Here is a 24,433-nt window from a genome sequence, read left to right on the forward strand (position 1 = left end):
ACTGACATGAAAAAATTCACTAAAAAAGAGAACAGTTGGGCTCTCTACGACTGGGCATCTTCAGCCTATTCTCTTACTATCACAACTGCAGTTTTCCCATTATTTTATAAATCATCAGCAACTAACGCAGGGGTTAGTGCATCCGATTCTACAGCCTACCTAGGCTATACGATTGCGATTTTCACCTTTATATTAGCGGTGTTAGGTCCAATACTTGGAACAATTGCAGATTATAGAGGAATGAAGAAAAAATTCTTTCTATTTTTCTTTACCTTAGGAGTAACATTTACCGCTTTACTAGCTTTTATACCTTTTGATAATTGGTTATTATTATTAGTTTGTTATACAGTAGCGGCATTAGGAGCAACTGGAGCAAATGTTTTTTATGATGGTTTTATTGTAGATGTGACTTCTAATGAACGAATGCATCTTGTTTCTTCACGAGGTTTTGGTCTTGGGTACATTGGGAGTACGATCCCATTTCTAATAAGCATCATCATCATTTTGTTATCTTCAAATGGCACTATTGCATTATCTTCAACAAATGCGAGTCGAATAGCTTTTCTTATTACAGCAATTTGGTGGTTATTATTTTCAATCCCCATTTTTAAAAATGTTCCTCAAATTCACTTTATAGAACGTGATGGTAATCCAGTCATTCAGGGCTTCAAACGTTTAGGAAATACATTTAAAGAAATTCGGAAATACAGAACACTATTCCTTTTTCTAATTGCTTATTTCTTCTATATTGACGGTGTTGGAACTATTATTTCCATGTCTACTGCATATGGAACAGATTTAGGATTGAGTGCTACTAGTTTACTAATCGTATTATTTGTAACACAAATAGTCGCTGCTCCCTTTGCAATTTTATACGGAAAACTTGCAGGGAAGTTCTCCGAAAAAAAGATGCTCTATGTAGGAATAAGTGTATATATTATCGTTTGTATTTACGCATTCTTCCTAGAAACTATTGTAGATTTCTGGATACTCGCAATGCTTGTTGCAACATCTCAAGGTGGAATTCAAGCATTGAGTAGATCTTACTTTGGCAAACTTGTTCCTAAAGAAAATGCAAATGAATTTTTCGGATTCTATAATATCTTTGGTAAATTCGCAGCCATCATGGGTCCACTAATAGTAGCTTTTACTTCACAACTTACTGGGAAATCGAATTACGGTGTATTTAGTCTTGTCGTCTTGTTTATCATTGGACTAATTATTTTATCAAGAGTACCAGAACCAAAAGAGACGTCTACAATGAACAGAATAACAAATTAAAAGACATGCATGAAAGAATTACTCTTTCATGCATGTCTTTTATTATTTGGAAGCGAAAGTGGAAGGCATCACTACGGCAATTACTTCCCCTTTTGCACAAAGTACATCTCCTGCATAAACCTCTGAAACGACTTTCCATTTCTTCGGATGAATCTCTTCTACTTTGCCTATTACTTTTAACTCTACATTTTGCGGAGTTGGTTTCAAGAAATCGACATGCAGTGAACCTGTCACAAAACGAGGTGGTGCTTCCCCACTACCAGGTTCAAAACCATTTTTCCGATGTAACGCAAGTGAAGCAGAACCAGTTCCATGGCAATCTACAATCGCTCCAATTAGCCCCCCATAAACAAACCCTGGTATGGCAATATGTTCTTCCCTCGGATTATAAACAGTTTCTGTTTCGTCCCCGCTCCAGTACGTTCTAAAATGATATCCATCCTTATTTAATCTTCCACAACCGTAGCACCATGCAAAATCTTCCGGATAGTCATCTTGGATTGCCCCCACATTTTGGCTCATTTCTCATACTCCCCTTTGTTTGTTTTATTTATATAATTCTTCTCTTCTATCACTAAATACCGGTATACGAGTTCGAACTTCTTCAATCTGCTCTATTTGTACATCTACTATTTGGATCATTTCTTCATTTCCTCCTACCCATAGCACCTCACCCCAAGGGGCTATAATCATAGAATTTCCATTAAATGAATTATTCGGATCACTTCCAACTCTATTGACAGCAACGATAAAGCATTGATTTTCAATTGCTCTTGCTTGCAATAGTATTTTCCAATGATCAATTCGTTTATCTGGCCATTGTGCAGGAACAAATACAATTTTGGCTCCATTCAAAGTATGCACGCGAATCCATTCAGGAAAACGTAAATCGTAACATATTATTCCAGCCATTTGAATACCGGCTAAATCGAATAAATTTTTGGAATTTCCAGCTTCTAAATAATGATGCTCGTCCATTAATTTAAATAAATGCGCTTTATCATATTCAGCAACTATTTCTCCAGCTTCATTTGTTACATACATCGTGTTATAAAATTCGCCACTCTTTTTCGTGGAAACAGAACCACCTACAATAGAAATTTGATATTCCTTGGATAACTTCTTGAAGAGTGATTTAGTTTGTTCTCCTTCTACATCAGCAATTTCATTTAAGCGAGTTAAATCATACGCAGTATTCCACATTTCAGGTAACACTACAATTTTGGCTCCAAGTAAAGCTGCTTCTCGAATTTTTTTCTCTACTTTACTAAAATTTGCTTGTGGATTCCCAAAATCTATATCTAATTGAACACATGCCACTTTCAATACATCACCACCTACAAACATTATACTTGAAAGTTTCTAAAATTTGACTAATAAATGTAATTATTCTAAAAATAGATTCATTATGCCATACACTACCTATTCAATGGGTTGTTTTCTGATTGCATAAGAAATATCTCACACGCTTGAATATTCTATTTTTCACTAGAGTGTATACGAAATTTATAGTAAACTAATCCATAAGATAGACATCTTCTTGAAATTTGTATAGTAACCCAAATATTCATGTAAAGGTCTTATTTTTATTTCAACATCATCAAATTATATAGAAAAAGAGGTCCCACCCATGGAATTTTCAAATCGTTTAAAAAGTCTGCCCCCTCAATTTTTTGCAACTCTTGTACAAAAAGTCTCTGCAGCATTAGAAGAAGGACGAGATGTGATTAATTTAGGCCAAGGAAATCCGGATCAACCTACTCCTGAACATATAGTAAAAGCCCTTCAAAGTGCTTCTGCCAATCCCCAAAATCATAAATATTCTCCTTTTAGGGGTATTGCTGAATTAAAACAAGCTGCCTCTAATTACTATAAAAGAGAATTCAATGTAGATGTAGATCCTAATACAGAAGTAGCCATTATGTTCGGAACAAAAATTGGATTAGTCGAATTACCATTAGCACTAATGAATGAAAATGATTTAATGCTATTGCCAGACCCAGGATACCCTGACTATTTATCTGGAGTTGGGCTTGCAAGTGTTCAGTATGAAACTATGCCCCTTTTAGAAAAGAATGGGTTTTTACCGGATTATAAGATGTTATCAGAAGAACAAAAACAATTAGCGAAATTAATGTATTTAAATTATCCAAATAACCCAACCGGCGCAACTGCTACGAAAGAGTTTTTTGAAGAAACTGTTCAGCTTGCCAAAGAATCTAATATTACAATCGTGCATGACTTTGCTTACGGGGCTATTGGCTATGATGGGATAAAACCAGTTAGTTTTTTACAGGCTGATGGTGCCAAAGATGTTGGTGTTGAAATGTATACTCTATCTAAAACCTACAATATGGCTGGTTGGCGTGTTGGCTTTGCTGTTGGAAATAAGCAAATAATTGAAGCAATCAATCTTATCCAAGATCATCTATTCGTTAGTCTCTTCCCTGCAGTTCAACATGCAGCCGCAGTGGCACTAAATGAAAGCCAAGCGTGTGTGCATGAACTAGTATCTTTATATGAAGGAAGAAGAAATACACTTGTAGATGCTTGTGCAAAAATTGGTTGGGATATACAGGCACCAAAAGGTTCTTTCTTTGCTTGGTTACCAGTCGCTAAAGGCTATACAAGCGAAACGTTTGCTGACTTATTATTAGAAAAAGCTGATGTTGTTGTAGCGGCAGGGATTGGATTCGGTTCATTCGGTGAAGGCTATGTACGTGTAGGATTACTAGTTGATGAAGACCGTTTGAAGGAAGCAATTGCTCGTATTGAGAAATTGAATTTATTTTAATATAGATAAAATGGAGGCTAACAATAAAATACTGTTAATCTCCATTATAATTCCTTACATTTTCGCCATTAACCTTTTCGCAATTGCTTCATATTCCTCTGGACCAATTCCAGGTGCAAACTCTTCAGGAAGTGTGGATAAGTCTGGGATATCAAAACCTTTAGGACTGCCCTCTCTCACCAAAAGTTGTTGCCCACTCGCTGGATTAGTGCCTTTCCAAATTTGGTTGATGTCTTTGTAATCACCTACGTTATTCCATGTAAAAAGGACATTTCCATATCCAAGGTCTTCATATTTTTTAGCTTGATCAAAAGCACGATTGTCTAAGTTTGGTATAGGAAGCATTTTAGTTACATCTACTCCAGTTGCTATTTCAATTGCTTTTGCATAAGCCAAGACATGCGTACCACCTCGGACTAATAAGTATCCAATCATTTCCCTTGCTGTTGGGTGGTCTGTCATTTCATAAACACGCATTTTATGAGTTCTAGCACCGCATTCTAAGAAAAAGTTATGCAATAAATCTAGTACTAAATTACCACTGGAAAATACATAATCTCCTCTCCAAGGATTTCCCATGGAGTCTCCCGCTAAAGAAGTTTGTGCATTCGCTATAAAAGCATACGTATTTCTTTTGTCTATTGCACCCTGAAGTGGAGTAATATCAGGGTCTCCTGTAAATGAGGTTCCTTTATGAAGGAGGTTAATCGTATTGGATACAAGTTCTACATGGCCAAATTCTTCTGCCGTGATACTTGCGACAAGATCATAGAAAGGCTTTAACTTAGTTTTTCCACGGAAATTGAAGGATTGATACATATAATTATTTAATGTAGACATCTCACCAAATTTCCCACCCAAAAGTTCCTGTACGGCCGATGCTGCATTTGCATCTCCATATTCTGGATTCGGCAGATCTATTAATAACTTATTTACACGATTGAACAATTCTTCACTCCTATTCTAGTTATTTGATTGATTGAGTAACCCATACAATTTCTTGATTTCGGATATAAAAAGGAACTTTACTAACAAGTACCACAATATGGTCGGGTGTTACATTTGATAAAGTACCTTGAATAGTACTTCTAGTTGTTTGAACTGCAATTTGTTTGCCAACTAAAGTAGCCGCTACTTGATAAAAATACCCTTCAAAATTACTTACATACTCTACACTCGGTTGTGTCTGTCCATTCAACTTAACCCATCCCTTCTTAACAATCACTTTAGTGTATGAGATGTTTATTTATTTGGTTCCCAATAAGTGATATGATAAGAGGTAGATGCTACAAAAAAGTAGGTAGAATATATGGTGAAACGATTAGTAGTAACTGGCTATAAGCAGCATGAATTGGGTATTTTTGATGATAAGCATCCTGGAATTCCAATTATTAAAAAAGCCATTCAAAATCAATTTATCGCTTTAATAGATGCAGGTTTAGAATGGGTTATACTAGGTGGACAACTAGGTGTAGAAACTTGGACTGCTGAACTTATTTTAGAAATGAAAGAGGAATATCCGGATTTAAAGTTTGCAATTATTACTCCTTTTCTTGACCAAGAGAAAAATTGGAATGAACTAAAACAAGAAAAGTACCGCACTTTATTGCATCAAGCCGACTTCCAAACAAGTGTCACGAAGAAACCTTATGAAGCTCCTTGGCAATTTATCGAAAGAAACAAATTTATCCTTCGAAACTCAGATGGAATGTTACTTGTCTATGATGAAGAAAACGAAGGATCACCCAAATTTATAAAAAAACTTGCAGAACAGTACGCAGAGAAAAATGAGTATGAATTATTTGTGATTAACGCTTATGATTTGCAAGTAATGGCAGAAGAACATGCAGAAGAAGAGAGGAATAATTTATATGATTAATAAAAAATTAGCACAAAAAATAACGGATGCAACAAACAATACAATTGAATTATTACCAGAAGAGATTAGATATGCAGAGAAACATGAATTACTGAGAGATGATTTACAAGTTATTGAAATCGCTAAAAAAGATCAATTTAACGACGCAATAATTGAGCGTTTTGAAAAAGAGACGGAAGAATCTGTTTCGAAAGACACCGCTGAATTTTTAAAAACACCATTAACACATTTTAAAGAAAAGAAAAATGAATTTCTTTATCTAGAATCTACTAGTTTTGATGTTATTAGTGTAGATGCTTTTGCAATAGAATATGATGAAGTGTTTGAAGTTTACACAGCTATGTTTGGTCTATCCATACAGAAAAAATACGCTCCAAATATGAAAGATTTCTTAGATGAAAATTTCCATTCCGATACGATGAATTATAGTATGATGTTCTCTGCAGGAGACGGTCTTTGGGAAGTTAATTTGCCTTTGAATTATCTGAAACAATTTGATGAAAACTTTTCGATTGAAGAAACGTATCACTTTTTGTACACGTTTATTTTTGCATTAATGGAATCAGTAGAAAATTAATACGGTAAGCCTTGCATTTTATTTTACGCAAGGCTTTTTTTATTTACCAAAAGAGATGTATATTTTCCTTTAAGATGTCTACACTAACGAAGATGTTTCATCACATTTTTTAAAGGAGGAAGTATGAATGAATCAAAATCCGAACGGTCAAACGCATCAAAATATGCAAACAGGTAGTGTCCCTCAACAAATGAACCATGGCGGTCATGAATTGTTCGATGTTCATGAAGTATTATCTACTTCATTATCAGGTCTTAATTTAAAAACTATCCTTCGTCCACATGTGAAAGATCAAGAACTACTAAGCATGTTAGATCGTCAATACACATTTGCCCTAGATGAATATAATATTACAGTGGAATGTTTTCAAACTGGAAAAGATCCTTCTCACCCAACGTCATCTTATAAAATGCAACAAGGAAATGACTTTGTGTATGGCATGAAACCTTCTCAACCAAAAAAACCAATACAAAATGCCAATGAAATTTCAGACGAATTAATCTCAGGATATTTACTTGGTGCCGCAAAGACATCAGCATCCGCAAAAACGGCAGCTGCGTTAGAGACAACAAATCCTGTTTTACGAAGAGTACTTGCAGACTCCATTCCAAACTGTATCGAAATGGCTTATGAGCTAGCTATATATCAAAATAAACACCATTATTACCAAGTACCTCAACTCGATCAACAAGACATGCAAGCAATATTAAATTCATATGCACCAGTTCAAGGACAATCGATGAATAATATTCAATAGTAAACTTCTCGCCCTTTTCTTAAAGGGCGAGTTTTTATTTTTGGTAATTCCATTTTTTCTTCTAATTTGACGTATAATTTATATAAAGAGATTATTATTAGAAGAAAAGGTGATCTAATGAAAGTAGCAATTTTCGACTTTGATGGTACTTTATATGCAGAGGAAACATTTAAATTACTCATGAATCATTTAAAGGAGCATCCAATTTATCACACAAAGTACAACCGTTTTTACAGAGCAATTACTCCCTTGTACATTGCCTATAAAATAAAACTTTATCCACAATCAAAAATGAAAGAGAAATCTATGCAACTGTATCTAAATGCTTTCGAGGGATTTTCAACCGCCCAGATGGACGCCTATTTTGAAGAGTTTAAAGAAAAGATTAAAAGTGGTATCAATCAAGAGGTAATAAAAAGACTATATCAACATCAAAAAGAAAACATACATATACTACTTGTGTCCGGAGCGTATACGCAATTTCTACACAGAGTAACAGATGGAATCTCTTTCGATCATATTATTGGAAGCAATATTACATTTAAAAACGACAAAATAGATATCAATACACCAATACTTCATATTAATGGAACGAGAAAAACGGAGCATATTTTAAATATACTGAAGGACATAGATGTAGATTGGGAAAATAGCTATGCGTATGGGGACAGTTTTTCTGATTTACCTGTACTTGAACTCGTTGGACATCCAGTAGCTGTAAAACCAGAAGAAAAACTACGAAGTGTTGCTACAGAACGTGGTTGGGAAATTATATAAAAAAATGGTTTCTTTGTTAAATGACATTCGTGAAGAATTTTAGTTGACTATAATTTTTTTATTTGTCACAGACTGTCCAGAAAGTTAGTAAACCTAATTTTTTTGCGGTAGTCTTTTCTTATGTAGTTTTCTTCATAAGTAATGTTTTGGTCGACTTCTCTCCTAAGAGAGGCTGAATCTAACTTGTTTTCTAAACCTTTTTGAACTTATGTTTACTTTAATACCTTTGTGGATTATCGCCATCGTCATATGTTGTACAACCATCTAATATAATTTAGGCTCTATTTGGCGAACAAGAAAGTATATAGAATTTCATTGACAAAAAAGCGTACCTCAAACGAACCTGCCAAAAAAATAATCCCAAACATCATAAATGGTCAAAACCCACATACGACATATTTTAAAATAAGTGCCATAACGGGAGAAAAGTCCCTTTTGGCACTTATTTTTAGATAAGTCGTATAGTCATTTTGCTATATTTCACAAATCAGCATTAAAAATTTAAATAGAAAAGTTAAACATGTAGCAATGTTAGATGTCTAATTTATTTTTGAGGATTCACAGCCATGTAAGACAAAGTTTATTGGTTTGCTTCTAGGCGCTTGTATTTTTCTTAAAGTATAAGAATTTCACATACTTGGATCACGTTTTGTACAATTACTTCTAGTCGCTTTGGACAGTATTATTGCTTACACTTTTACTTAAAAGAAAAACAATGGCTTAAGAAGAGAGGAACCACATACTTACCTAAAGAGGACGCCGAAGATGATATTTCGGCTGTCATTTCTCCTCTTACTTGGATGAATGCTTCTTCCTTTTTAGAGACACTTCTAAACAGAGTCATATTTCTTTCTAGTATCTTATGTAGAAAAGCTTATCTTCCTTAAAAATAAGCAAGAATTATAGTGTAGAAAAGAGGTTGGCGCCTGAAATTGTATCTTCAGGCGCATTTTACTAAGTAGAAAAGGATCTCCTCTTTTATTACCCAAAGCATTTGCCCTTTTCCCTTCGATGTTTTAGGGGAGCGACGGACAAACAATCGTAATAGGATGAACGAAAACAGAGATGAGCTACGTGACTGCGTCACGTAGCTCATCTCTGCCTTTCTCTTTCTCGTTTATCCTATTATCCTATTATCGTAAGTTTCGTCCAAAGCGAACCGTTAAAGTCCACATAGAAAAAGAGCGCTTCCGATTTTCTTATTTCACCAATATCATATATTGTACAACTAAAAAATAGGGCTCTCCATAAAGGATTGCCCCATTTTGATTACATTCGAACATTGATATCCTTATTGTGCAAATATGATTTAATCTCGCCAATCGTATAATCTCCGTAGTGAATCATCGACGCTACAAGTGCAGCATCTGCTTTTCCTTCAGTAAAAACTTCTTCGATATGTTCTAGTTTTCCCGCTCCACCAGAAGCGATGATTGGCACATTTACTTTTTCCGACAATAATTTAATCAATTCCACATCATATCCATTTTTCATACCATCTTTATGGATACTTGTACAAATAATCTCTCCAGCTCCAAGTTCCGTAGCTTGCTGTGCCCACTCTACTACGTCCATACCTGTTTTCTCATGTCCAGAGTGCGTATAAACTTCCCAACGAATGATTTCTTGATCATCATTATAAATAGGCATAGCATCCAATCCTAAAACAACACATTGTTTACCGTATATTTCTGCTGCTTCACGTAAAAGTTCTGGTCGTTGAACTGCTGCAGAGTTTACTCCAACTTTATCAGCACCGGCCCTTAATAGTCGTTTAAAATCTTCTACCGTTCTTACTCCACCAATTACTGAAAAAGGAATGTATACTTGTTCCGCAACTTTACGAATCCATTCAATTTTTAGATCTTGATTTTTTAAAGAAGCAGTTGTGTCCAAATAGATTAATTCATCCGCTCCATCTTCTGTGTACTTCTTACCAAGTTCTGCAGGGTCTCCAATTATTGTTGGATTTCTAAATTGAACATATTTTACTGCTTGATCATTTAATACATCAATCGCTGGTACAATTCTTTTTCTAAGCATATTAGTTTACTCCTTTATCAACGAATATTTGCAAAAATTATCTAACAGCTGAATGCCGAATTTCCCGCTTTTTTCTGGGTGAAATTGAACTCCCATTACTTGTTCATTACCAATTACACTAGCAAAATTTTGTCCGTAATCTGTTTCACCAAGCACATCTTTTTCATTGATTGGTTGAGCAAAATAAGAATGTACAAAATAGAAATCAGTATTGTTTGGAATATCTGTAAACAAAAAATGTCCTTGAGCGTCTTTTACTTGATTCCAGCCCATATGTGGAATTTTTTCTGTTTCTATTTTAAACTCAGGTACGCTTCCTTTTAGAAAACCTAAACATTCAACGTTTCCTTCTTCACTTGTTTCCAGCAAAAGTTGCATCCCTAAGCAAATTCCTAACAGGGGTGTACCTTTTGATACCTGTTCTTTTAAATAGTCACTTAAACCAGATTCGTTTAACACATCCATAGCGACTTTTGCATTACCTACTCCAGGTAATATTAGCTTTGTAACCGAATCATCATGATCCTCAGCTTTAGTAATTAATTTCGTTTCATAACCTAAACGTGCAATTGCTTTTAAAACACTATGTAAATTTCCTGCTCCATAATCAATAATGCCAATCATGCTCTTGCCTCCACTTTTTAGTATTCTTTTATTATGCCATTTCAGAGCAAAAAAAAAAACAAAAACTTTAGTACACTAGCAGAGTAAAACCAGTCGTTATAAAACGACTGGTTGTTTCATTACATATTCATCTACTTTTTTGGCAACATCTTGCCCTTCTTTAATTGCCCAAACGATTAAACTTTGCCCTTTTCTAGCATCTCCAGCTGTGAATACACCATCTACATTTGTTGCGTAATCTTTTGTAGAAGCAGCAATCTTTTTGTTCACAATTTTCACACCAAATTGATCAGCTAACGTTTGTTCAGGACCTTCAAAACCAATTGCGACAAATAAATATTGAGCAGACCATACTTTTTCAGTACCAATAATCTCTTTAAAATAATGGAATCCATCTTCACCTAAGATTTTCTCCATTTGAACTGTATGAAGCTCTTTCAAATTACCTTCTAGATCAGAAATAATTTTTGTTGTTTGGATTAAATACTCACGTGGATCTTTTCCAAACTGTTCAGAAGCCTCTTCATATGCGTATTCTAATTTAAAAACAGCAGGATCAGTTGGCCATAAGTTATCTTCAGCACGTGTATTCGGAAGTTGTGGATGTTTACCAAACTGAACTACACTACGGCATTTTTGGCGAATAGCAGTTGCTACACAGTCCGCTCCTGTATCTCCACCTCCAATAACGATGACGTCCTTGCCTTTTGTATTAATGAACTGACCATCTGCGAAATTAGAATCTAATAAACTTTTCGTTGTAGAAGACAAATAATCCATTGCTAGATGAACACCATTCGACTTACTTCCATCCATATGAAGTTCACGCTGTTTTTGTGCTCCAATACAAAGGATAACCGCGTCATAGGAAGATTTTAACTCTTCAGCTGTAATATCTTTTCCAACTTCGGTATTAAGAATAAAGTCAATTCCTTCTTGTTGAAGTAAATGAACTCTGCGTTCTACAATGTCTTTTTCTAATTTCATATTCGGAATTCCATACATCAACAATCCGCCAGCACGATCTGCACGCTCATATACAGTTACAGAGTGTCCCGCTTGGTTTAAGTCGTCTGCACTTGCAAGTCCAGCTGGACCAGATCCAATAATGGCAATCTTTTTACCAGTTCTACTGTTTGGAATTCTCGGTGTAACCCATCCATTTTCAAATGCTTTATCAATAATCGTGCGTTCAATACTTTTTATTGATACGGCAGGGTCTGAAATAGCTAATGTACAAGATCCTTCACAAGGTGCAGGACAAACCCTCCCAGTAAATTCTGGGAAGTTATTTGTCATTTGCAACCTTTCAAGAGCTTCTTGCCATTTCCCTTTGTAAACTAAATCATTCCATTCGGGTATTAGATTATTTATAGGACAACCAGCAGTTGTATTTCTAATTTCAATTCCCATATGACAAAATGGAGTTCCACAGTCCATACATCTTGCACCTTGTTTCCGAAGAGCTTCATCTGTTAGTTTGGAAGAATATTCATTCCAATTTTTTATCCTATTAATCGGGGATTGTTCTTTACCCTTTTCTCTTTTGTATTCCATGAATCCAGTTGGTTTTCCCATCTGCTATTCCTCCTCCCGTTATTTTTTTACAAATGCTAATTCTTTTTTGTCATTATTCGAAGATGTATCCAAAAATGCTTGCATTTCAGCCAAATCGTCTGAAAGGCCTTTTTCTTTATGTGCACTAATTTTATCCAACATTTTCTTATAATCGCTTGGTACTACTTTTACAAATTTCTCTATAGTTGTATCCCATTTGTCTAGGATACTCATCGCTTTTGAACTCTTTGTATAATAATAGTGATCCATGATCAATTGTCGAATTGAATGTTTTTCATCAGAATGTTCTATTCCTTCAAAACTAATCATTTCTGTATTACATTTTTCTTTAAATCCGTCCACATCATCAACAAGTACATACGCAATTCCACCAGACATTCCTGCCCCAAAATTCTTTCCAACATCCCCTAAAATGACAGCACGACCGCCTGTCATATATTCACATCCGTGATCCCCAATTCCTTCTACTACAACATCTACTCCACTATTACGAACTGCAAAACGCTCTCCTGCACGACCATTGATGAATGCAGTTCCACTAGTTGCTCCGTATAGCGCGACGTTTCCAGCGATAACATTTGTTTCTGCAGCTCCCTTAACAGGTGCAGAAACAATTAGTTTCCCTCCAGATAAACCTTTACCAAAGTAATCATTTACATCTCCCGTAACATACATTGACATTCCATTTGGAACAAATGCGCCAAAACTCTGACCAGCCGAACCAGTAAATCGAAGAACGATAGAATCGTCAACTAACCCTCTTGCTCCATATTGTTTCGAAATTTCACTACCAATAATAGTACCTACCACCCGATCTGTATTTGCAATCGGATAATGCAATTCCACTTTCGATTCATTTACTATCGCTTGCGCAACTTTCGGTAGCAATTCTCGTAAATCGAACGATTCATCGATTTTATGATTTTGAGGTGTTTTAAATGTCCGAACTCCTTCTGGTTGATATAATAAAGCACTTAAATTTAGTTGTTTTGCTTTCCAATGTTCTTTTGCACGTTCACTAACTTCTAAAACGTCCGTACGACCTACCATTTCTTCTACTGTTCTAAAACCTAGTAAAGCCATATACTCACGAACTTCTTCTGCAACAAATTTCATGAAGTTCACTACATAATCTGCGCTTCCTGTGAATTTATCACGTAAATCAGGATTTTGAGTCGCAATCCCAACTGGGCATGTATCTAAGTGACATGCACGCATCATTATGCAACCAAGAACGATTAACGGTGCAGTTGCAAATCCAAATTCCTCTGCACCAAGAAGTGATGCCATAACAACATCTTTACCTGTCATTAACTTACCGTCTGTTTCTAATACTACTCGTTCACGTAGCCCATTTAACATTAAAGTTTGATGAGCTTCAGCTAATCCAAGTTCCCATGGTAGACCTGTGTGTTTAATACTTGTTTTTGGTGATGCACCTGTACCACCGTCATAACCGCTAATTACAATAACATCTGCTGCTCCTTTTGCTACACCAGCTGCTATAGTACCTACACCAGACTTAGAAACAAGTTTAACGCTTATTCGTGCAGTTCTATTTGCATTTTTCAAGTCATGGATTAACTGTGACATATCTTCAATCGAGTAAATATCATGATGTGGTGGTGGAGAAATTAACCCAACACCTGTTGTTGAACCACGAACATCTGCTACCCATGGATAAACTTTATTCCCTGGTAACTGACCACCTTCACCAGGTTTTGCACCTTGTGCCATTTTTATTTGTAGTTCATCTGCTTGAACAAGATAATGACTTTTTACACCGAATCGTCCAGAAGCGACTTGTTTAATTGCACTACGACGATTATCTCCGTTCGCATCTAGTTCGTATCTACTAGGATGCTCGCCGCCCTCACCACTGTTACTTTTTCCGCCTAAACGATTCATTGCAATAGCAAGTGTTTCATGTGCTTCTTGACTTAATGAACCGTAAGACATTGCCCCAGTTTTAAATCGTTTAACGATCGAATCCACAGACTCCACTTCTTCAAGCGAAATTTTTTTCACATCTTTTTTGAATGTCATCAAGTTACGTAAAAATCCGATTCGCTCTTCGTTTGCCATTTCGGCATATAGTCTGTAAAGGCCATAATCTCCTTTACGAGTAGCCCACTGAAGTGTATGAATTGTTTTCGGGTTAAATGCATGATGTTCACCAGTACTTCTCCACTGGAAGTCACTGCCTGATTCAAGAGAATCTAGTGTTGATTCAATTGCTTTTAGATATCTTCTATTCGTCTCTTCGGCAATTGTATTTAAATCAATTCCACCTAATTGTGAAACTGTACCTGTAAAGTAGTGTTCGATGACATCTTTACTAATACCAACTGCTTCAAAGACTTGGGCACCTCTATAACTTTGTACGGTAGAAATCCCCATTTTAGACATTACTTTTACTACTCCATCAGCGATACCTTTGCTATATTTAGCAACTGCTACTGGATAGCTACTAGAAATATGTCCTTCTTCAATTGCTTTTGCAATGGAAGCATAGGCTAGGTACGGATTAATCGCGTCTACACCAAAACCGATAAGAGCAGCAAACTGATGAACTTCACGAACTTCTCCCGACTCAACAATAATACTTACTTTCGTACGATTACCAGTGCGAAGTAAATGTTGGTGAAGACTACTTGCTGCTAATAGTACTGGAGTAGTAACGATCTCTTTACTAATATTACGGTCTGAAAGAACGATTAATGTTTTTCCAGCTTTTATTAAGTCTTCCACTAATACATTGATGTCTTGTAAATCACTTTCCAAATATCCCGACATTTCAAGTTCAATAACAGCTGATTTAAAGCCTTCTAAACTATTTTCTTTCAATTGATTTAGTTGACTATTTGTAAGCACCGGTGTTTCTAAATAGATTCTTTTCGCATTGGACGAACTTGGTTTCAGTAAATCCCCTTCTGCTCCAAGTAATGTCATCGTAGAAGTAACGATATGTTCCCGAATTGAATCAATCGGTGGATTCGTCACTTGAGCAAATAATTGTTTAAAGTAATTGAATAACGATTGCGGACGATCGGACAATACTGCAAGTGGAGTGTCATTCCCCATAGAACCTATCGGATCTTTTCCATCAAGTGCGATAGGAACAATGTACTTTTGAATATCTTCATACGTATATCCAAATGCTTTTTGACGGAATACTAGATCATCTATTTGTTCTACTATTTCATCAACTGGCTGAATCGCTACTAGATTTTCATCTAACCATTGTTGATATGGTAGTGCACTTGCCATATCAGATTTAATTTCTTCATCTGAAATAATACGCCCTTGTTCTAAATCTACTAATAACATTCTACCTGGACTTAGACGTTCTTTATAAAGAATATTTTCCTCTTCTACGTCTACTACTCCGACCTCGGAAGAAAAAATAATATAGTCATCTTTTGTTACATAATAGCGTGCTGGACGTAATCCGTTACGATCTAATATCGCACCGATTTGTTTACCATTTGTAAATGAAATAGCTGTTGGTCCATCCCATGGCTCCATTAAACTACTATGATAAGAATAGAATGCTTTCTTTTCATCACTTATATGTGGATTTTCAGACCATGGTTCTGGTATTAACATCATTGCCGTATGAGCTGGTGATCTACCTGCAAGTACAAAAAATTCAAATGCATTATCGAGCATGGAAGAATCACTACCATTTGTATCAATAATTGGTAGTAGCTTCTGAAGGTCATCACCAAAAGCTTCTGAAACAAATTGTTGTTCGCGAGCTTTCATCCAGTTGATATTTCCTCTTAATGTATTAATTTCCCCATTATGAACAATGTATCTGTTTGGATGCGCTCTTTCCCAACTTGGAAAAGTATTCGTACTATAACGTGAATGTACTAAGGAGAAAGCAGATGTAAATAGTTCATCTTGAAGATCTACATAAAACATATCAACTTCTTCAGGAGTGAGTAATCCTTTATAAACAATTGTTTGACTAGAAAAGCTTGCACAATAGAATTTACTATCATTTTTAGAAGCCCAATGTTCCACTTGTTTACGTATCAAATACAATTTCCGCTCAAATGCTAATCCATCTTGATTACTAGCTGATTTGATAAATACTTGTCGAACAACAGGAGCTGTCTCTTGTGCTTTAATACTTAACATAGATCCATTTATCGGAACTGTTCTCCATCCGATTAACTCTTGACCTTCCGCGGTTATAGTATCATTGAATTTTTGTTCAATAGCTAAACGCTCTTCTTCATTATTTGTAAAAAACATCATTCCAACGCCGTATTTTCCTTTTTCCGGTATTGTCCACTCGTTGCATACAACACGGAAATAGGTATCTGGGATTTGAACCATTAAACCAGCACCATCTCCAGTTTGACCATCTCCACCTCGTCCTGCACGATGATCTAAGCGACATAACATCTCTAATCCTTTTTTTACAATATCATGTGTTGCATTGCCTTTTATATGCGCATATAAACCTATCCCACACGCGTCATGTTCAAATTCTGGATTATACATCCCCTGCGCTTCTGGTATTTTATGAAATGTCATGTGTACCCCTCCAATTTAAATAAATAGTCTCTTATGAATATTGTATGTTTTCAAATTGATATAAACAATATATAATTTGGATATAAACCATCTATATATTAGATAGATCGAAGGAGAGTCCTATGGAAATACGACAACTGCGCTATTTCATCGAGGTTGCACATCGGGAACATATCTCAGATGCTGCCATACATTTGCATGTTGCACAGTCAGCTGTAAGTAGACAAATCGCCAATTTAGAAGACGAACTTGGGGTTGAGCTATTCGAACGAGTAGGTAGAAATGTAAAGTTAACACCAATTGGTAAGATTTTTTTGGAACATAGTATTTCTGCCTTACAAGCAATTGAATATGCAAAAAAACAAATTGGTGAATACTTGAATCCAGAAAAAGGGTCAATAAGCATAGGTTTCCCTACAAGTTTAGCTAGTCATCTGTTACCAACTGTCATATCCGCATTCAGAAAGGAATATCCAAATGTAGCATTCCATCTACGCCAAGGATCCTATCATTTTCTAATAGAAGCTGTAAAAAATAGAGAATTAAACCTTGCTTTTTTAGGTCCGCTACCTGCAAAAGATGGATTCATTGATACAACTATTTTATTTTCAGAAAAATTTTATGTGCTATTGCCAATTAGTCATCCATTTGCCAAACGAAAAAAGATTTCTTTAATTGATTTACGAGATGATGATTTTGTCTTGTTCCCAGAAGGATATGTGCTGAAGAAAATCGCAGTAGATGCTTGTAATTCAGTTGGTTTTTCACCAAACGTTACTTCTGAAGGAGAAGATATGGATGCTATTAAAGGATTAGTAGCCGCAGGAATTGGGGTTAGTCTATTGCCCGAAAGTACGTTTTACGACTCCACACCAAGGCTTACCGTTAAAATACCGATAGAATCACCAGAAATACGAAGAACTGTCGGAATTATCAGTCCATTGAACAGAGAACTTTCCCCTTCTGAAAATGTCTTTAAACAATTTGCCATTAAATTTTTCACTGTTTTAGGGAAATACCAATAAAAAAACAAGAAAATCGTATTAAGAACGATTTTCTTGTTTTTTAATAATTTATAAACATACTTATAATACACTCAATTTTTCATCCTTCAAATCACTAATAAACATACATCCCGGAGCGTGCGTAATCATTATCGAAGGTTTGCTTTGCATTGCAACGGCTTGTGGAGTTACCCCGCATGCCCAAAATACAGGGATTTCACCTTCTTTAATCGTTACTGCATCTCCAAAATCTGGTTTAGCAATATCTTGGATTCCAATTAGACTTGGATCACCGAAATGAATCGGTGCACCATGCACTCCAGGAAAGCGTGATGTAATTTGAGTTGCCCGTATCGCATCTTTAGATGACATTGGACGCATGCTAACTACAGTTGGTCCTTCAAAAACACCAGCTTTTACACAAGGGATATTAGTTTTATACATGGGCACATTACAATTTTCTTCTATATGTCTGATAGGAATACCAGCCTCAAGTAACGGCGTTTCAAATGTGAAGCTACAACCAATTAGAAATGCTACCATATCTTCTTCCCAATACTCCGTAATATCTGTCACTTCTTCTGTAAATACACCATCTCTATATATACGATATTTTGGAATATCCGTTCGAATATCAGCATCTTTTGCAATGGTAGTCGGAATATATGAACCTACTTCTGATACATCTACCAAAGGACAAGACTTTGGGTTCCGTTGGCAAAATAACAAAAAGTCAAATGCGTATTCTCTCTTCAATATAGCCAAATTTGCTTGTGTATACCCTTTTGCCATACCTGCTGTAGGTCCACTAATTTGACCTGAACTGATTAGTTTACGTAAATCAGTTGGAGCCATTGTTTCATAAATATTCATTGATTATTCACTCCTTACTATGCAAAAAGCATTGGAATTCGTTCGATAAGCGTCATGATACCTAATATTCCCATTATAATTACCACAATAACACCAGTTATCGTTAACCAAAGTGGATGCTTGTAATATTTCCCAACAACATCTTTCTTATATGCACCTACTAATAAAATTCCAAGTGCTAACGGTAGGATTAGTGCATTTAACGCACCTACTAAAATTAAAACATTTACAGGTTGACCTATGAAGGCAAATGTTATAGTTGATACTAAAATAAAAGTAATGATAACCCAGTTATGATATTTTTCAATCATCGGATGGAACGAACGAATAAATGAAACTGAAGTATAAGCTGCTCCTACTACAGAAGTAATTGCTGCAGCCCACATAATTACACCAAACATTCTATAACCAATCTCACCTGCAGCAAGTTTAAAGACGGAAGCCGGTGGATTTTCTGAATCAATTGCTAATCCTTGAGAAACTACACCAAGTACTGCTAAAAATAGGGCAACACGCATGATACCAGTTACAACAATTCCAATAACTGAACTTTTTGTAACATCAGGTAATGACTCCACTCCTTTAACTCCAGCATCTAAAAGTCGATGCCCCCCAGCAAAAGTGATATAACCACCAACTGATCCACCCACTAGCGTAACAATAGCAAAGATACTAATTTCAGATGGTACAAATGTTCTTACAATCGCCTCTCCAACTGGTGGCGATGTGGAAAAAGCAACATAAACCATTAATAAGATCATTACACCACCAGCAATTTGAGCAACTTTGTCCATTGCTTTCCCTGCTTCTTTTACAACAAAAATAAAAATTGCAAACATTGCACTAATAACTGCACCTTTGATTGGATCAAGTCCAAGCATTGCATTTAAGCCTAGTCCAGCTCCAGCAACATTCCCTATATTAAATGCTAGTCCACCCATTACAATGAGAATTGCTAACAAAACTCCAAGACCAGGTAATACTTTGTTTGCAATCTCTTGTCCACGTAGACCGGAGACAACAATAATCCTCCAAATATTAACTTGAACAACAACATCCAGTAGCAGAGAAATTAATATGACAAACCCGAAACTTGCTGCAAGCTGTTGCGTAAATACAGTTGTTTGTGTCAAAAACCCTGGTCCAATTGCTGATGTGGCCATTAAAAATGCTGCACCAAATAAGACACTTTTTCCAACTTTCTTTTTAGGTCCATTTTTTTCTATTTTTACTTCTTCCATAAAAAATCCCCCTTAATTATTAATTGCAGAAATTAAAATCCCGTTACTATCAAAAGTTTCTTTTATATATTTTGCGAAAGATACAGCGTGTTCACTATCCCCATGGATGCATATTGTATCAGCATTTATCAAAACTTCTGTATTTTGTTGAGAAATTACTTTTCCTTCAATCACCATTTTCACCACTTGTGCAACGGACTTGTCCGTATCCGTAATAAGCGCATCACTTTGTTGTCGTGATGTTAATGAACCATCCGATTGATATGTACGATCAGCAAAAACCTCATGTGCTGTACGTAAACCTATTTTTTCTCCCGCAGTCGTAAGTTCACTATTAGCTAATCCGAACAAAACTAATGAAGGTGAAATGTCATAAACTGCTTGAGCTATTGCCTCTGCAAGTTTTGCATCTTTAGCAGCCATATTATATAAAGCTCCATGAGGCTTAACATGTTGCATTTGTTCCCCAAAAGTCGTTAAGAAACCATTTAGCGCACCGATCTGATATACGACCATGTCGTATCCCTCTTGAGGTGTAATTTTCATCTCTCTACGACCAAAGCCACTCAAATCTGGTAAACCAGGATGTGCACCGATTTTCACACCATTCTCTATTGCTAATTTAACTGTTTCGCGCATTACACTTGGATCTCCAGCATGAAAACCACAAGCAATATTTGCAGATGTAACATATTTTAAAATTTCCTTTTGTTCCCCTAGCCTATATCTTCCAAAGCTTTCTCCAAGGTCACAATTAATATCTACTCGAAACATATTCATCCCCCATTCTAAAATATCGATAAGTTCCGAAAAACGGAACTTCGGTTTTGAAACGTAAACCAAGTTTATCACAATTAGATTTTTCTGAATAGATTTTTTTTTAGAACTTTATCTTTTATAGTTAAAGGGCTATTTAGACTTGTAATTTAATTTTGGAGAATTATAATAATTGTTATGATCCATTATTAAGAACATTAATACCGAAATTCGAAACTAAAGGAGCGATGAATATGCCCAAACATCACATAGAAGTCAACATAAAATCATTGGGAGATTCTGCACTTATAGTACAGCTTGGAGATGGTATAGACCCCGCTATACATGAGACAGTTAAAAACCTTTCTGAACTTTTAACTAGTCAGCCTTTTAAAGGATTTATTGAGTATGTACCTGCCTATAATAATATTACCGTTTACTACAATCCATATGTTATACATATTTCACAAAAGAGCAGTTTAACCGCTTTTGAAATAGTCAGTTCCTATATGAATGACTTAGTTCAACAGATGAAAGTGAATAAAAAGGAAGATTTTAAGATTGTCACTATCCCAGTATGTTACGGAGGAGAATTCGGTCCTGATTTAGAGCATGTAGCCAATTTTCATAATATGACGACAGAAAATGTCATTCAAATTCATTCCGAAAGTGAATGTTTAGTTTATATGCTTGGTTTTGCGCCCGGTTTTCCTTTTATGGGTGGGATGGATACACGAATAGCAACTCCACGAAAAGCCACGCCGAGATTATCCATTCAACCAGGATCAGTAGGAATTGCTGGCAAACAAACCGGTATATATTCTTTGGAAACCCCTGGAGGATGGCAAATTATCGGACGTACTCCACTTGATTTGTTTCTTCCACATATGTCTCCTCCGACTTTATTACAAGCGGGGGACAGAATTCGATTTGTTCCTATATCTCCAAGTGAATACACAGACTATAAGGAGATGAAATAATGACAGTAAAAGTACTTAACGCTGGTTTATTGACAACAATTCAAGATATCGGGAGATATGGTTCGCAAAAGTATGGAGTTATTGTTAGCGGAGCAATGGATAGTTATTCTTTAAGAATTGCAAATATACTAGTAGGCAATATGGAAGATGAAGCTTGTCTTGAAATTACTTTATACGGTACAACTCTTCATTTTGAAGATGATACGTTAATCGCAATAACTGGGGGAGATTTCCAAACTACAATTGACGGAGTAAATGCGCCTTTATGGCGTCCTGTACTTATTAAAAAAAATTCAATTTTAAAATTTAAATCTGCAATCCAAGGAAGTAGAGCATATATTGCTTTTGCTGGAGGAATCAGTACACCAATTATTATGGAAAGTAAAAGTACATACCTTAGAGCAAAGATTGGTGGGTTAGAAGGTAGAGCGATTCAAAAAGGAGACATTCTTTCATTTGGAGAGCCGACTGATTATAGCCAGGAATTGTTTCAGCGATTAGATAAAAAGTCAATTAATTGGTCAATTAATTTTAATGAAATTATTAACCTTAACCAAAATCAAGTCATTCAAATCCTAAAAGGAACTGAATTCCAGCTCTTTGATAAAGAAAGCCAACATACTTTATTTGAGAAACCTTATATCGTTACCTTACAGTCCGATCGCATGGGCTATCGTTTAGAAGGCCCTCCCCTCTCACTTTCAGAAAGTTTTGAGTTGTTGTCCGAAGGCGTTACTTTTGGAACAATACAAATTCCGACAAGTGGACAACCAATCATTCTTATGGCAGATAGACAGACTACTGGGGGTTATCCTAAAATAGGACAAGTTATTACTGCAGATTTACCAAGTCTCGCACAACTTCAACCAACAGCAACCATTCGTTTCAAAGAAGTTACGATACTGGAAGCAGAGAACTTGTTAATCAAAAAAGAGAAGTTTATTCATAACATAAAAAAAGCAATACACAATAAAGTTTTTAATGAATAAAAATAAAATCCCTCTATTCGAAACTAGAATAGAGGGATTTCCACTTATTTGAGATACCCTAATCTTTTAGAAATTTCATTAGCAGCATCCATTGCTTTTTTAGCAAAAATAGGTTCATTTTCATTTTGATAATTAGCTTCAATTCCTGCGATACTGATTCCTGCGATTACTTCCCCTTTATGATTGAAAATAGGTGCTGCAATTGCCGATGTATGATTTTCTAATTCCGAATGACTTATCGTGTATCCATTTTCTCTTGCATTTTGAATACTTTCTACTAGTTTTTCTTTATCTGTAATTGTCCCCATTGCAATAGTCCTTAATTCCACGCTTTCTAAATAAGTGGCAATTTCATTATCTGGTAAAAAAGATAATAGCACGCGTGAACAAGCTCCTGCATAAAATGGGCTCCTTCTTCCGATTGCAGTGTATAATCAAACTTTTTGATAATTATCCACTTTCTCAATGTAAATTGCTTCATCGCCTTCTCTGACTATTAAATTAATAGCCTCTTTTAATTCTTTATGCAAATCTTGCATAATCGGAAATGCAAGCTGTCTAATATCTAGTCTCGAAGAAACAAGGTTTCCAAATGTAAGAAATAAGAGACCTAAACGATATTTTGTATCATTACCTTTTACAACAAAACCCATTTCCTCTAAAGAGATTAGCATTCGATATACTGAAGTTTTAGGGATATTTGACAGTTCTATAATTTCTTGAAACGTTAAAGCCGCATGATCAATAAATAGGTTTAATATATCCATAGAACGAACAACTGTTTTATTTTTCATAAGCCCTCCTTAATCTGGTGAACATTATTCTTAAATGTATTCTCAAGCTTTTCCTTACTTTTATAATTAACAATAAGAATACTTAACCCAACTAATATTAATCCAACAATTAATAGATATGTTACGGGTTCATCTAAGAAAACTGCCCCTAAAATAACTGCGATAATTGGTACTAAAAATGTAAACGAACCAACTTTACTAGCTTCCCCTTCATTTATCAGTTTGTAATAAATAAGAAACGTCAATGAAATACCAAAAATGGCACCATAACTTAATCCAACCATATAACGACTATTCCAAATTATATCCGACCATTTTTCAAAAAGTGTTCCTGTACCTAAAAGAGCTATACCCCCGATTATACTTTGTAATGAAACCATCCAATACGGATCGACTGTATCGCTAACTTTCTTGACAAAAATAACTCCCAATGCCCAACATACTGCAGATATTAACCCTAAAGAGACACCAATGACAGAAACATGAAAAGTTAATCCATCTAAACTAACGATGACAATCCCAATGAACCCTATTAATAATCCTACAATTTTCAATGGCGTCATAAATTCACCCAACCATATCCAAGCAAATAACCCAAGTAAAACTGGTTGAAAATAGACAAGAATAGAAAATAAGCCACCAGGTAAATAATTAAGGCCAACAGTTTGTATTCCAAAAAATAGAAAAGTATTAAATAAAGCGGAAATCACATATAATTTCCAGTTTTTATTCCAATTAATCTTATCTCGTCTCTTAAACAATAAAACGCCTAATAAAATTCCACCAATTGTTGCTCGAAGTCCTGAAAATAATAAAGGTGGGGTATATTGTAAAGCTAACTTATAAATTGGCCAACTTGCACCCCAAACAACAACCAGAAATATAAGTGCAATTGTCGTTTTTGTAAATAATTTACTCACTCTTTCAACTTCCCT

At 35.5% G+C, this 24,433-nt stretch carries 21 protein-coding genes and 1 pseudogene; 9 read left to right on the forward strand and 13 right to left on the reverse strand.

From position 1 onward, the window contains the following. The first annotated feature begins 6 nt into the window (after positions 1 to 6). Positions 7 to 1,281, forward strand: a complete 1,275-nt coding sequence (locus tag C7437_RS03625; RefSeq protein ID WP_111438262.1) for an MFS transporter — start codon at positions 7 to 9, stop codon at positions 1,279 to 1,281. Positions 1,282 to 1,323: 42 nt separating this feature from the next. Here the strand turns inward: C7437_RS03625 and C7437_RS03630 are convergent, their stop codons facing one another. Continuing rightward, the gene (locus tag C7437_RS03630; RefSeq protein ID WP_111438263.1) at positions 1,324 to 1,803 is read right to left on the reverse strand and encodes a PaaI family thioesterase; all 480 of its coding nucleotides are present in this window, start codon (positions 1,801 to 1,803) and stop codon (positions 1,324 to 1,326) included. 24 nt (positions 1,804 to 1,827) lie between these two features. Further along, a complete protein-coding gene (locus C7437_RS03635) occupies positions 1,828 to 2,607 on the reverse strand; it encodes a carbon-nitrogen family hydrolase (protein ID WP_111438264.1) in 780 nt (259 codons plus the stop codon). A 304-nt stretch (positions 2,608 to 2,911) separates the two neighbouring features. On the opposite strand from C7437_RS03635, the gene C7437_RS03640 reads away from it, so the two are divergent. After that, a complete protein-coding gene (locus C7437_RS03640) occupies positions 2,912 to 4,075 on the forward strand; it encodes a pyridoxal phosphate-dependent aminotransferase (RefSeq protein ID WP_111438265.1) in 1,164 nt (387 codons plus the stop codon). A gap of 54 nt (positions 4,076 to 4,129) precedes the next feature. On the opposite strand, the gene C7437_RS03645 is transcribed toward C7437_RS03640, so the two are convergent. Together C7437_RS03645 and C7437_RS03650 are read right to left on the reverse strand one after the other, a co-directional pair. Beyond that, positions 4,130 to 5,023: a manganese catalase family protein gene (locus tag C7437_RS03645; protein ID WP_111438266.1), complete on the reverse strand. Its 894-nt coding sequence runs from the start codon at positions 5,021 to 5,023 to the stop codon at positions 4,130 to 4,132. A gap of 19 nt (positions 5,024 to 5,042) precedes the next feature. Further along, positions 5,043 to 5,273 carry a DUF2642 domain-containing protein gene (locus tag C7437_RS03650; protein WP_111438267.1) on the reverse strand — a complete coding sequence of 77 codons (231 nt, stop codon included), beginning with the start codon at positions 5,271 to 5,273 and terminating at the stop codon, positions 5,043 to 5,045. A 111-nt stretch (positions 5,274 to 5,384) separates the two neighbouring features. Here C7437_RS03650 and C7437_RS03655 point away from each other — a divergent pair, with 111 nt between their 5' ends. The 4 genes from C7437_RS03655 to C7437_RS03670 all read left to right on the forward strand — a co-directional run bounded on the left by C7437_RS03655 (position 5,385) and on the right by C7437_RS03670 (position 8,065). Then, on the forward strand, positions 5,385 to 5,954 hold the full coding sequence (locus C7437_RS03655) for an SLOG family protein (RefSeq protein ID WP_111438268.1): 570 nt from the start codon (positions 5,385 to 5,387) through the stop codon (positions 5,952 to 5,954). Continuing rightward, positions 5,947 to 6,531 (forward strand): branched-chain amino acid aminotransferase, encoded by a 585-nt coding sequence (locus tag C7437_RS03660; protein ID WP_111438269.1) that lies wholly within the window; start codon positions 5,947 to 5,949, stop codon positions 6,529 to 6,531. The genes C7437_RS03655 and C7437_RS03660 overlap by 8 nt, the downstream gene beginning before the upstream one ends. Before the next feature lie 127 nt (positions 6,532 to 6,658). Continuing rightward, a complete protein-coding gene (locus tag C7437_RS03665; RefSeq protein WP_111438270.1) occupies positions 6,659 to 7,288 on the forward strand; it encodes a spore coat protein in 630 nt (209 codons plus the stop codon). A gap of 117 nt (positions 7,289 to 7,405) precedes the next feature. Beyond that, a complete protein-coding gene (locus tag C7437_RS03670; protein WP_111438271.1) occupies positions 7,406 to 8,065 on the forward strand; it encodes an HAD family hydrolase in 660 nt (219 codons plus the stop codon). A gap of 1,269 nt (positions 8,066 to 9,334) precedes the next feature. Here the strand turns inward: C7437_RS03670 and hisF are convergent. The 4 genes from hisF to gltB form a co-directional block, all read right to left on the reverse strand. Beyond that, the gene (gene hisF, locus C7437_RS03675) at positions 9,335 to 10,108 is read right to left on the reverse strand and encodes an imidazole glycerol phosphate synthase subunit HisF (RefSeq protein ID WP_111438272.1); all 774 of its coding nucleotides are present in this window, start codon (positions 10,106 to 10,108) and stop codon (positions 9,335 to 9,337) included. Between the two features lie 6 nt (positions 10,109 to 10,114). Beyond that, positions 10,115 to 10,732, reverse strand: a complete 618-nt coding sequence (hisH, locus tag C7437_RS03680; RefSeq protein WP_111438273.1) for an imidazole glycerol phosphate synthase subunit HisH — start codon at positions 10,730 to 10,732, stop codon at positions 10,115 to 10,117. 96 nt (positions 10,733 to 10,828) lie between these two features. After that, the gene (gene gltD, locus C7437_RS03685) at positions 10,829 to 12,310 is read right to left on the reverse strand and encodes a glutamate synthase small subunit (RefSeq protein WP_111438274.1); all 1,482 of its coding nucleotides are present in this window, start codon (positions 12,308 to 12,310) and stop codon (positions 10,829 to 10,831) included. A gap of 18 nt (positions 12,311 to 12,328) precedes the next feature. Beyond that, on the reverse strand, positions 12,329 to 16,861 hold the full coding sequence (gltB, locus tag C7437_RS03690) for a glutamate synthase large subunit (protein ID WP_111438275.1): 4,533 nt from the start codon (positions 16,859 to 16,861) through the stop codon (positions 12,329 to 12,331). Between the two features lie 122 nt (positions 16,862 to 16,983). Between gltB and gltC the strand changes: the two genes are divergently transcribed. Beyond that, on the forward strand, positions 16,984 to 17,886 hold the full coding sequence (gltC, locus tag C7437_RS03695; RefSeq protein WP_111438276.1) for a glutamate biosynthesis transcriptional regulator GltC: 903 nt from the start codon (positions 16,984 to 16,986) through the stop codon (positions 17,884 to 17,886). Between the two features lie 60 nt (positions 17,887 to 17,946). Here the strand turns inward: gltC and C7437_RS03700 are convergent, their stop codons facing one another. Genes C7437_RS03700 through pxpA form a run of 3 tightly spaced genes read right to left on the reverse strand, consistent with a single transcriptional unit; the run spans position 17,947 to position 20,753 of the window. Next, positions 17,947 to 18,720 (reverse strand): putative hydro-lyase, encoded by a 774-nt coding sequence (locus tag C7437_RS03700; protein ID WP_425450554.1) that lies wholly within the window; start codon positions 18,718 to 18,720, stop codon positions 17,947 to 17,949. A 35-nt stretch (positions 18,721 to 18,755) separates the two neighbouring features. Next, complete coding sequence (locus C7437_RS03705; protein ID WP_111438278.1) at positions 18,756 to 19,979, reverse strand: NRAMP family divalent metal transporter; 1,224 nt, start codon at positions 19,977 to 19,979, stop codon at positions 18,756 to 18,758. A gap of 12 nt (positions 19,980 to 19,991) precedes the next feature. Beyond that, positions 19,992 to 20,753 carry a 5-oxoprolinase subunit PxpA gene (gene pxpA / locus C7437_RS03710; protein WP_111438279.1) on the reverse strand — a complete coding sequence of 254 codons (762 nt, stop codon included), beginning with the start codon at positions 20,751 to 20,753 and terminating at the stop codon, positions 19,992 to 19,994. Positions 20,754 to 20,983: 230 nt separating this feature from the next. Here pxpA and pxpB point away from each other — a divergent pair, with 230 nt between their 5' ends. Continuing rightward, a complete protein-coding gene (gene pxpB, locus C7437_RS03715) occupies positions 20,984 to 21,715 on the forward strand; it encodes a 5-oxoprolinase subunit PxpB (protein ID WP_425450549.1) in 732 nt (243 codons plus the stop codon). Next, on the forward strand, positions 21,715 to 22,704 hold the full coding sequence (locus C7437_RS03720) for a 5-oxoprolinase subunit C family protein (RefSeq protein ID WP_111438281.1): 990 nt from the start codon (positions 21,715 to 21,717) through the stop codon (positions 22,702 to 22,704). The genes pxpB and C7437_RS03720 overlap by 1 nt, the downstream gene beginning before the upstream one ends. Positions 22,705 to 22,748: 44 nt before the next feature. Here C7437_RS03720 and C7437_RS03725 read toward each other — a convergent pair. Both C7437_RS03725 and C7437_RS03730 read right to left on the reverse strand, forming a co-directional pair. After that, positions 22,749 to 23,498 (reverse strand): annotated as a pseudogene (locus tag C7437_RS03725) (IclR family transcriptional regulator). Beyond that, positions 23,495 to 24,418: a DMT family transporter gene (locus C7437_RS03730; RefSeq protein ID WP_111438282.1), complete on the reverse strand. Its 924-nt coding sequence runs from the start codon at positions 24,416 to 24,418 to the stop codon at positions 23,495 to 23,497. Before C7437_RS03730 ends, C7437_RS03725 begins: the two are co-directional and overlap by 4 nt. Positions 24,419 to 24,433: the final 15 nt, after the last annotated feature.

The organism is Psychrobacillus insolitus (assembly GCF_003254155.1).
GTDB lineage: Bacteria > Bacillota > Bacilli > Bacillales_A > Planococcaceae > Psychrobacillus > Psychrobacillus insolitus.

Coding starts and splice junctions, on each gene's coding strand:
- C7437_RS03625 (WP_111438262.1), top strand. CDS start 7: ATGAAAAAATTCACTAAAAAAGAGAACAGTTGGGCTCTCTACGACTGG.
- C7437_RS03630 (WP_111438263.1), bottom strand. CDS start 1,803: ATGAGCCAAAATGTGGGGGCAATCCAAGATGACTATCCGGAAGATTTT.
- C7437_RS03640 (WP_111438265.1), top strand. CDS start 2,912: ATGGAATTTTCAAATCGTTTAAAAAGTCTGCCCCCTCAATTTTTTGCA.
- C7437_RS03655 (WP_111438268.1), top strand. CDS start 5,385: ATGGTGAAACGATTAGTAGTAACTGGCTATAAGCAGCATGAATTGGGT.
- C7437_RS03660 (WP_111438269.1), top strand. CDS start 5,947: ATGATTAATAAAAAATTAGCACAAAAAATAACGGATGCAACAAACAAT.
- C7437_RS03665 (WP_111438270.1), top strand. CDS start 6,659: ATGAATCAAAATCCGAACGGTCAAACGCATCAAAATATGCAAACAGGT.
- C7437_RS03670 (WP_111438271.1), top strand. CDS start 7,406: ATGAAAGTAGCAATTTTCGACTTTGATGGTACTTTATATGCAGAGGAA.
- hisF (WP_111438272.1), bottom strand. CDS start 10,108: ATGCTTAGAAAAAGAATTGTACCAGCGATTGATGTATTAAATGATCAA.
- hisH (WP_111438273.1), bottom strand. CDS start 10,732: ATGATTGGCATTATTGATTATGGAGCAGGAAATTTACATAGTGTTTTA.
- gltD (WP_111438274.1), bottom strand. CDS start 12,310: ATGGGAAAACCAACTGGATTCATGGAATACAAAAGAGAAAAGGGTAAA.
- gltB (WP_111438275.1), bottom strand. CDS start 16,861: ATGACATTTCATAAAATACCAGAAGCGCAGGGGATGTATAATCCAGAA.
- gltC (WP_111438276.1), top strand. CDS start 16,984: ATGGAAATACGACAACTGCGCTATTTCATCGAGGTTGCACATCGGGAA.
- C7437_RS03700 (WP_425450554.1), bottom strand. CDS start 18,720: ATGGCTCCAACTGATTTACGTAAACTAATCAGTTCAGGTCAAATTAGT.
- C7437_RS03705 (WP_111438278.1), bottom strand. CDS start 19,979: ATGGAAGAAGTAAAAATAGAAAAAAATGGACCTAAAAAGAAAGTTGGA.
- pxpA (WP_111438279.1), bottom strand. CDS start 20,753: ATGTTTCGAGTAGATATTAATTGTGACCTTGGAGAAAGCTTTGGAAGA.
- pxpB (WP_425450549.1), top strand. CDS start 20,984: ATGAATATGCCCAAACATCACATAGAAGTCAACATAAAATCATTGGGA.
- C7437_RS03720 (WP_111438281.1), top strand. CDS start 21,715: ATGACAGTAAAAGTACTTAACGCTGGTTTATTGACAACAATTCAAGAT.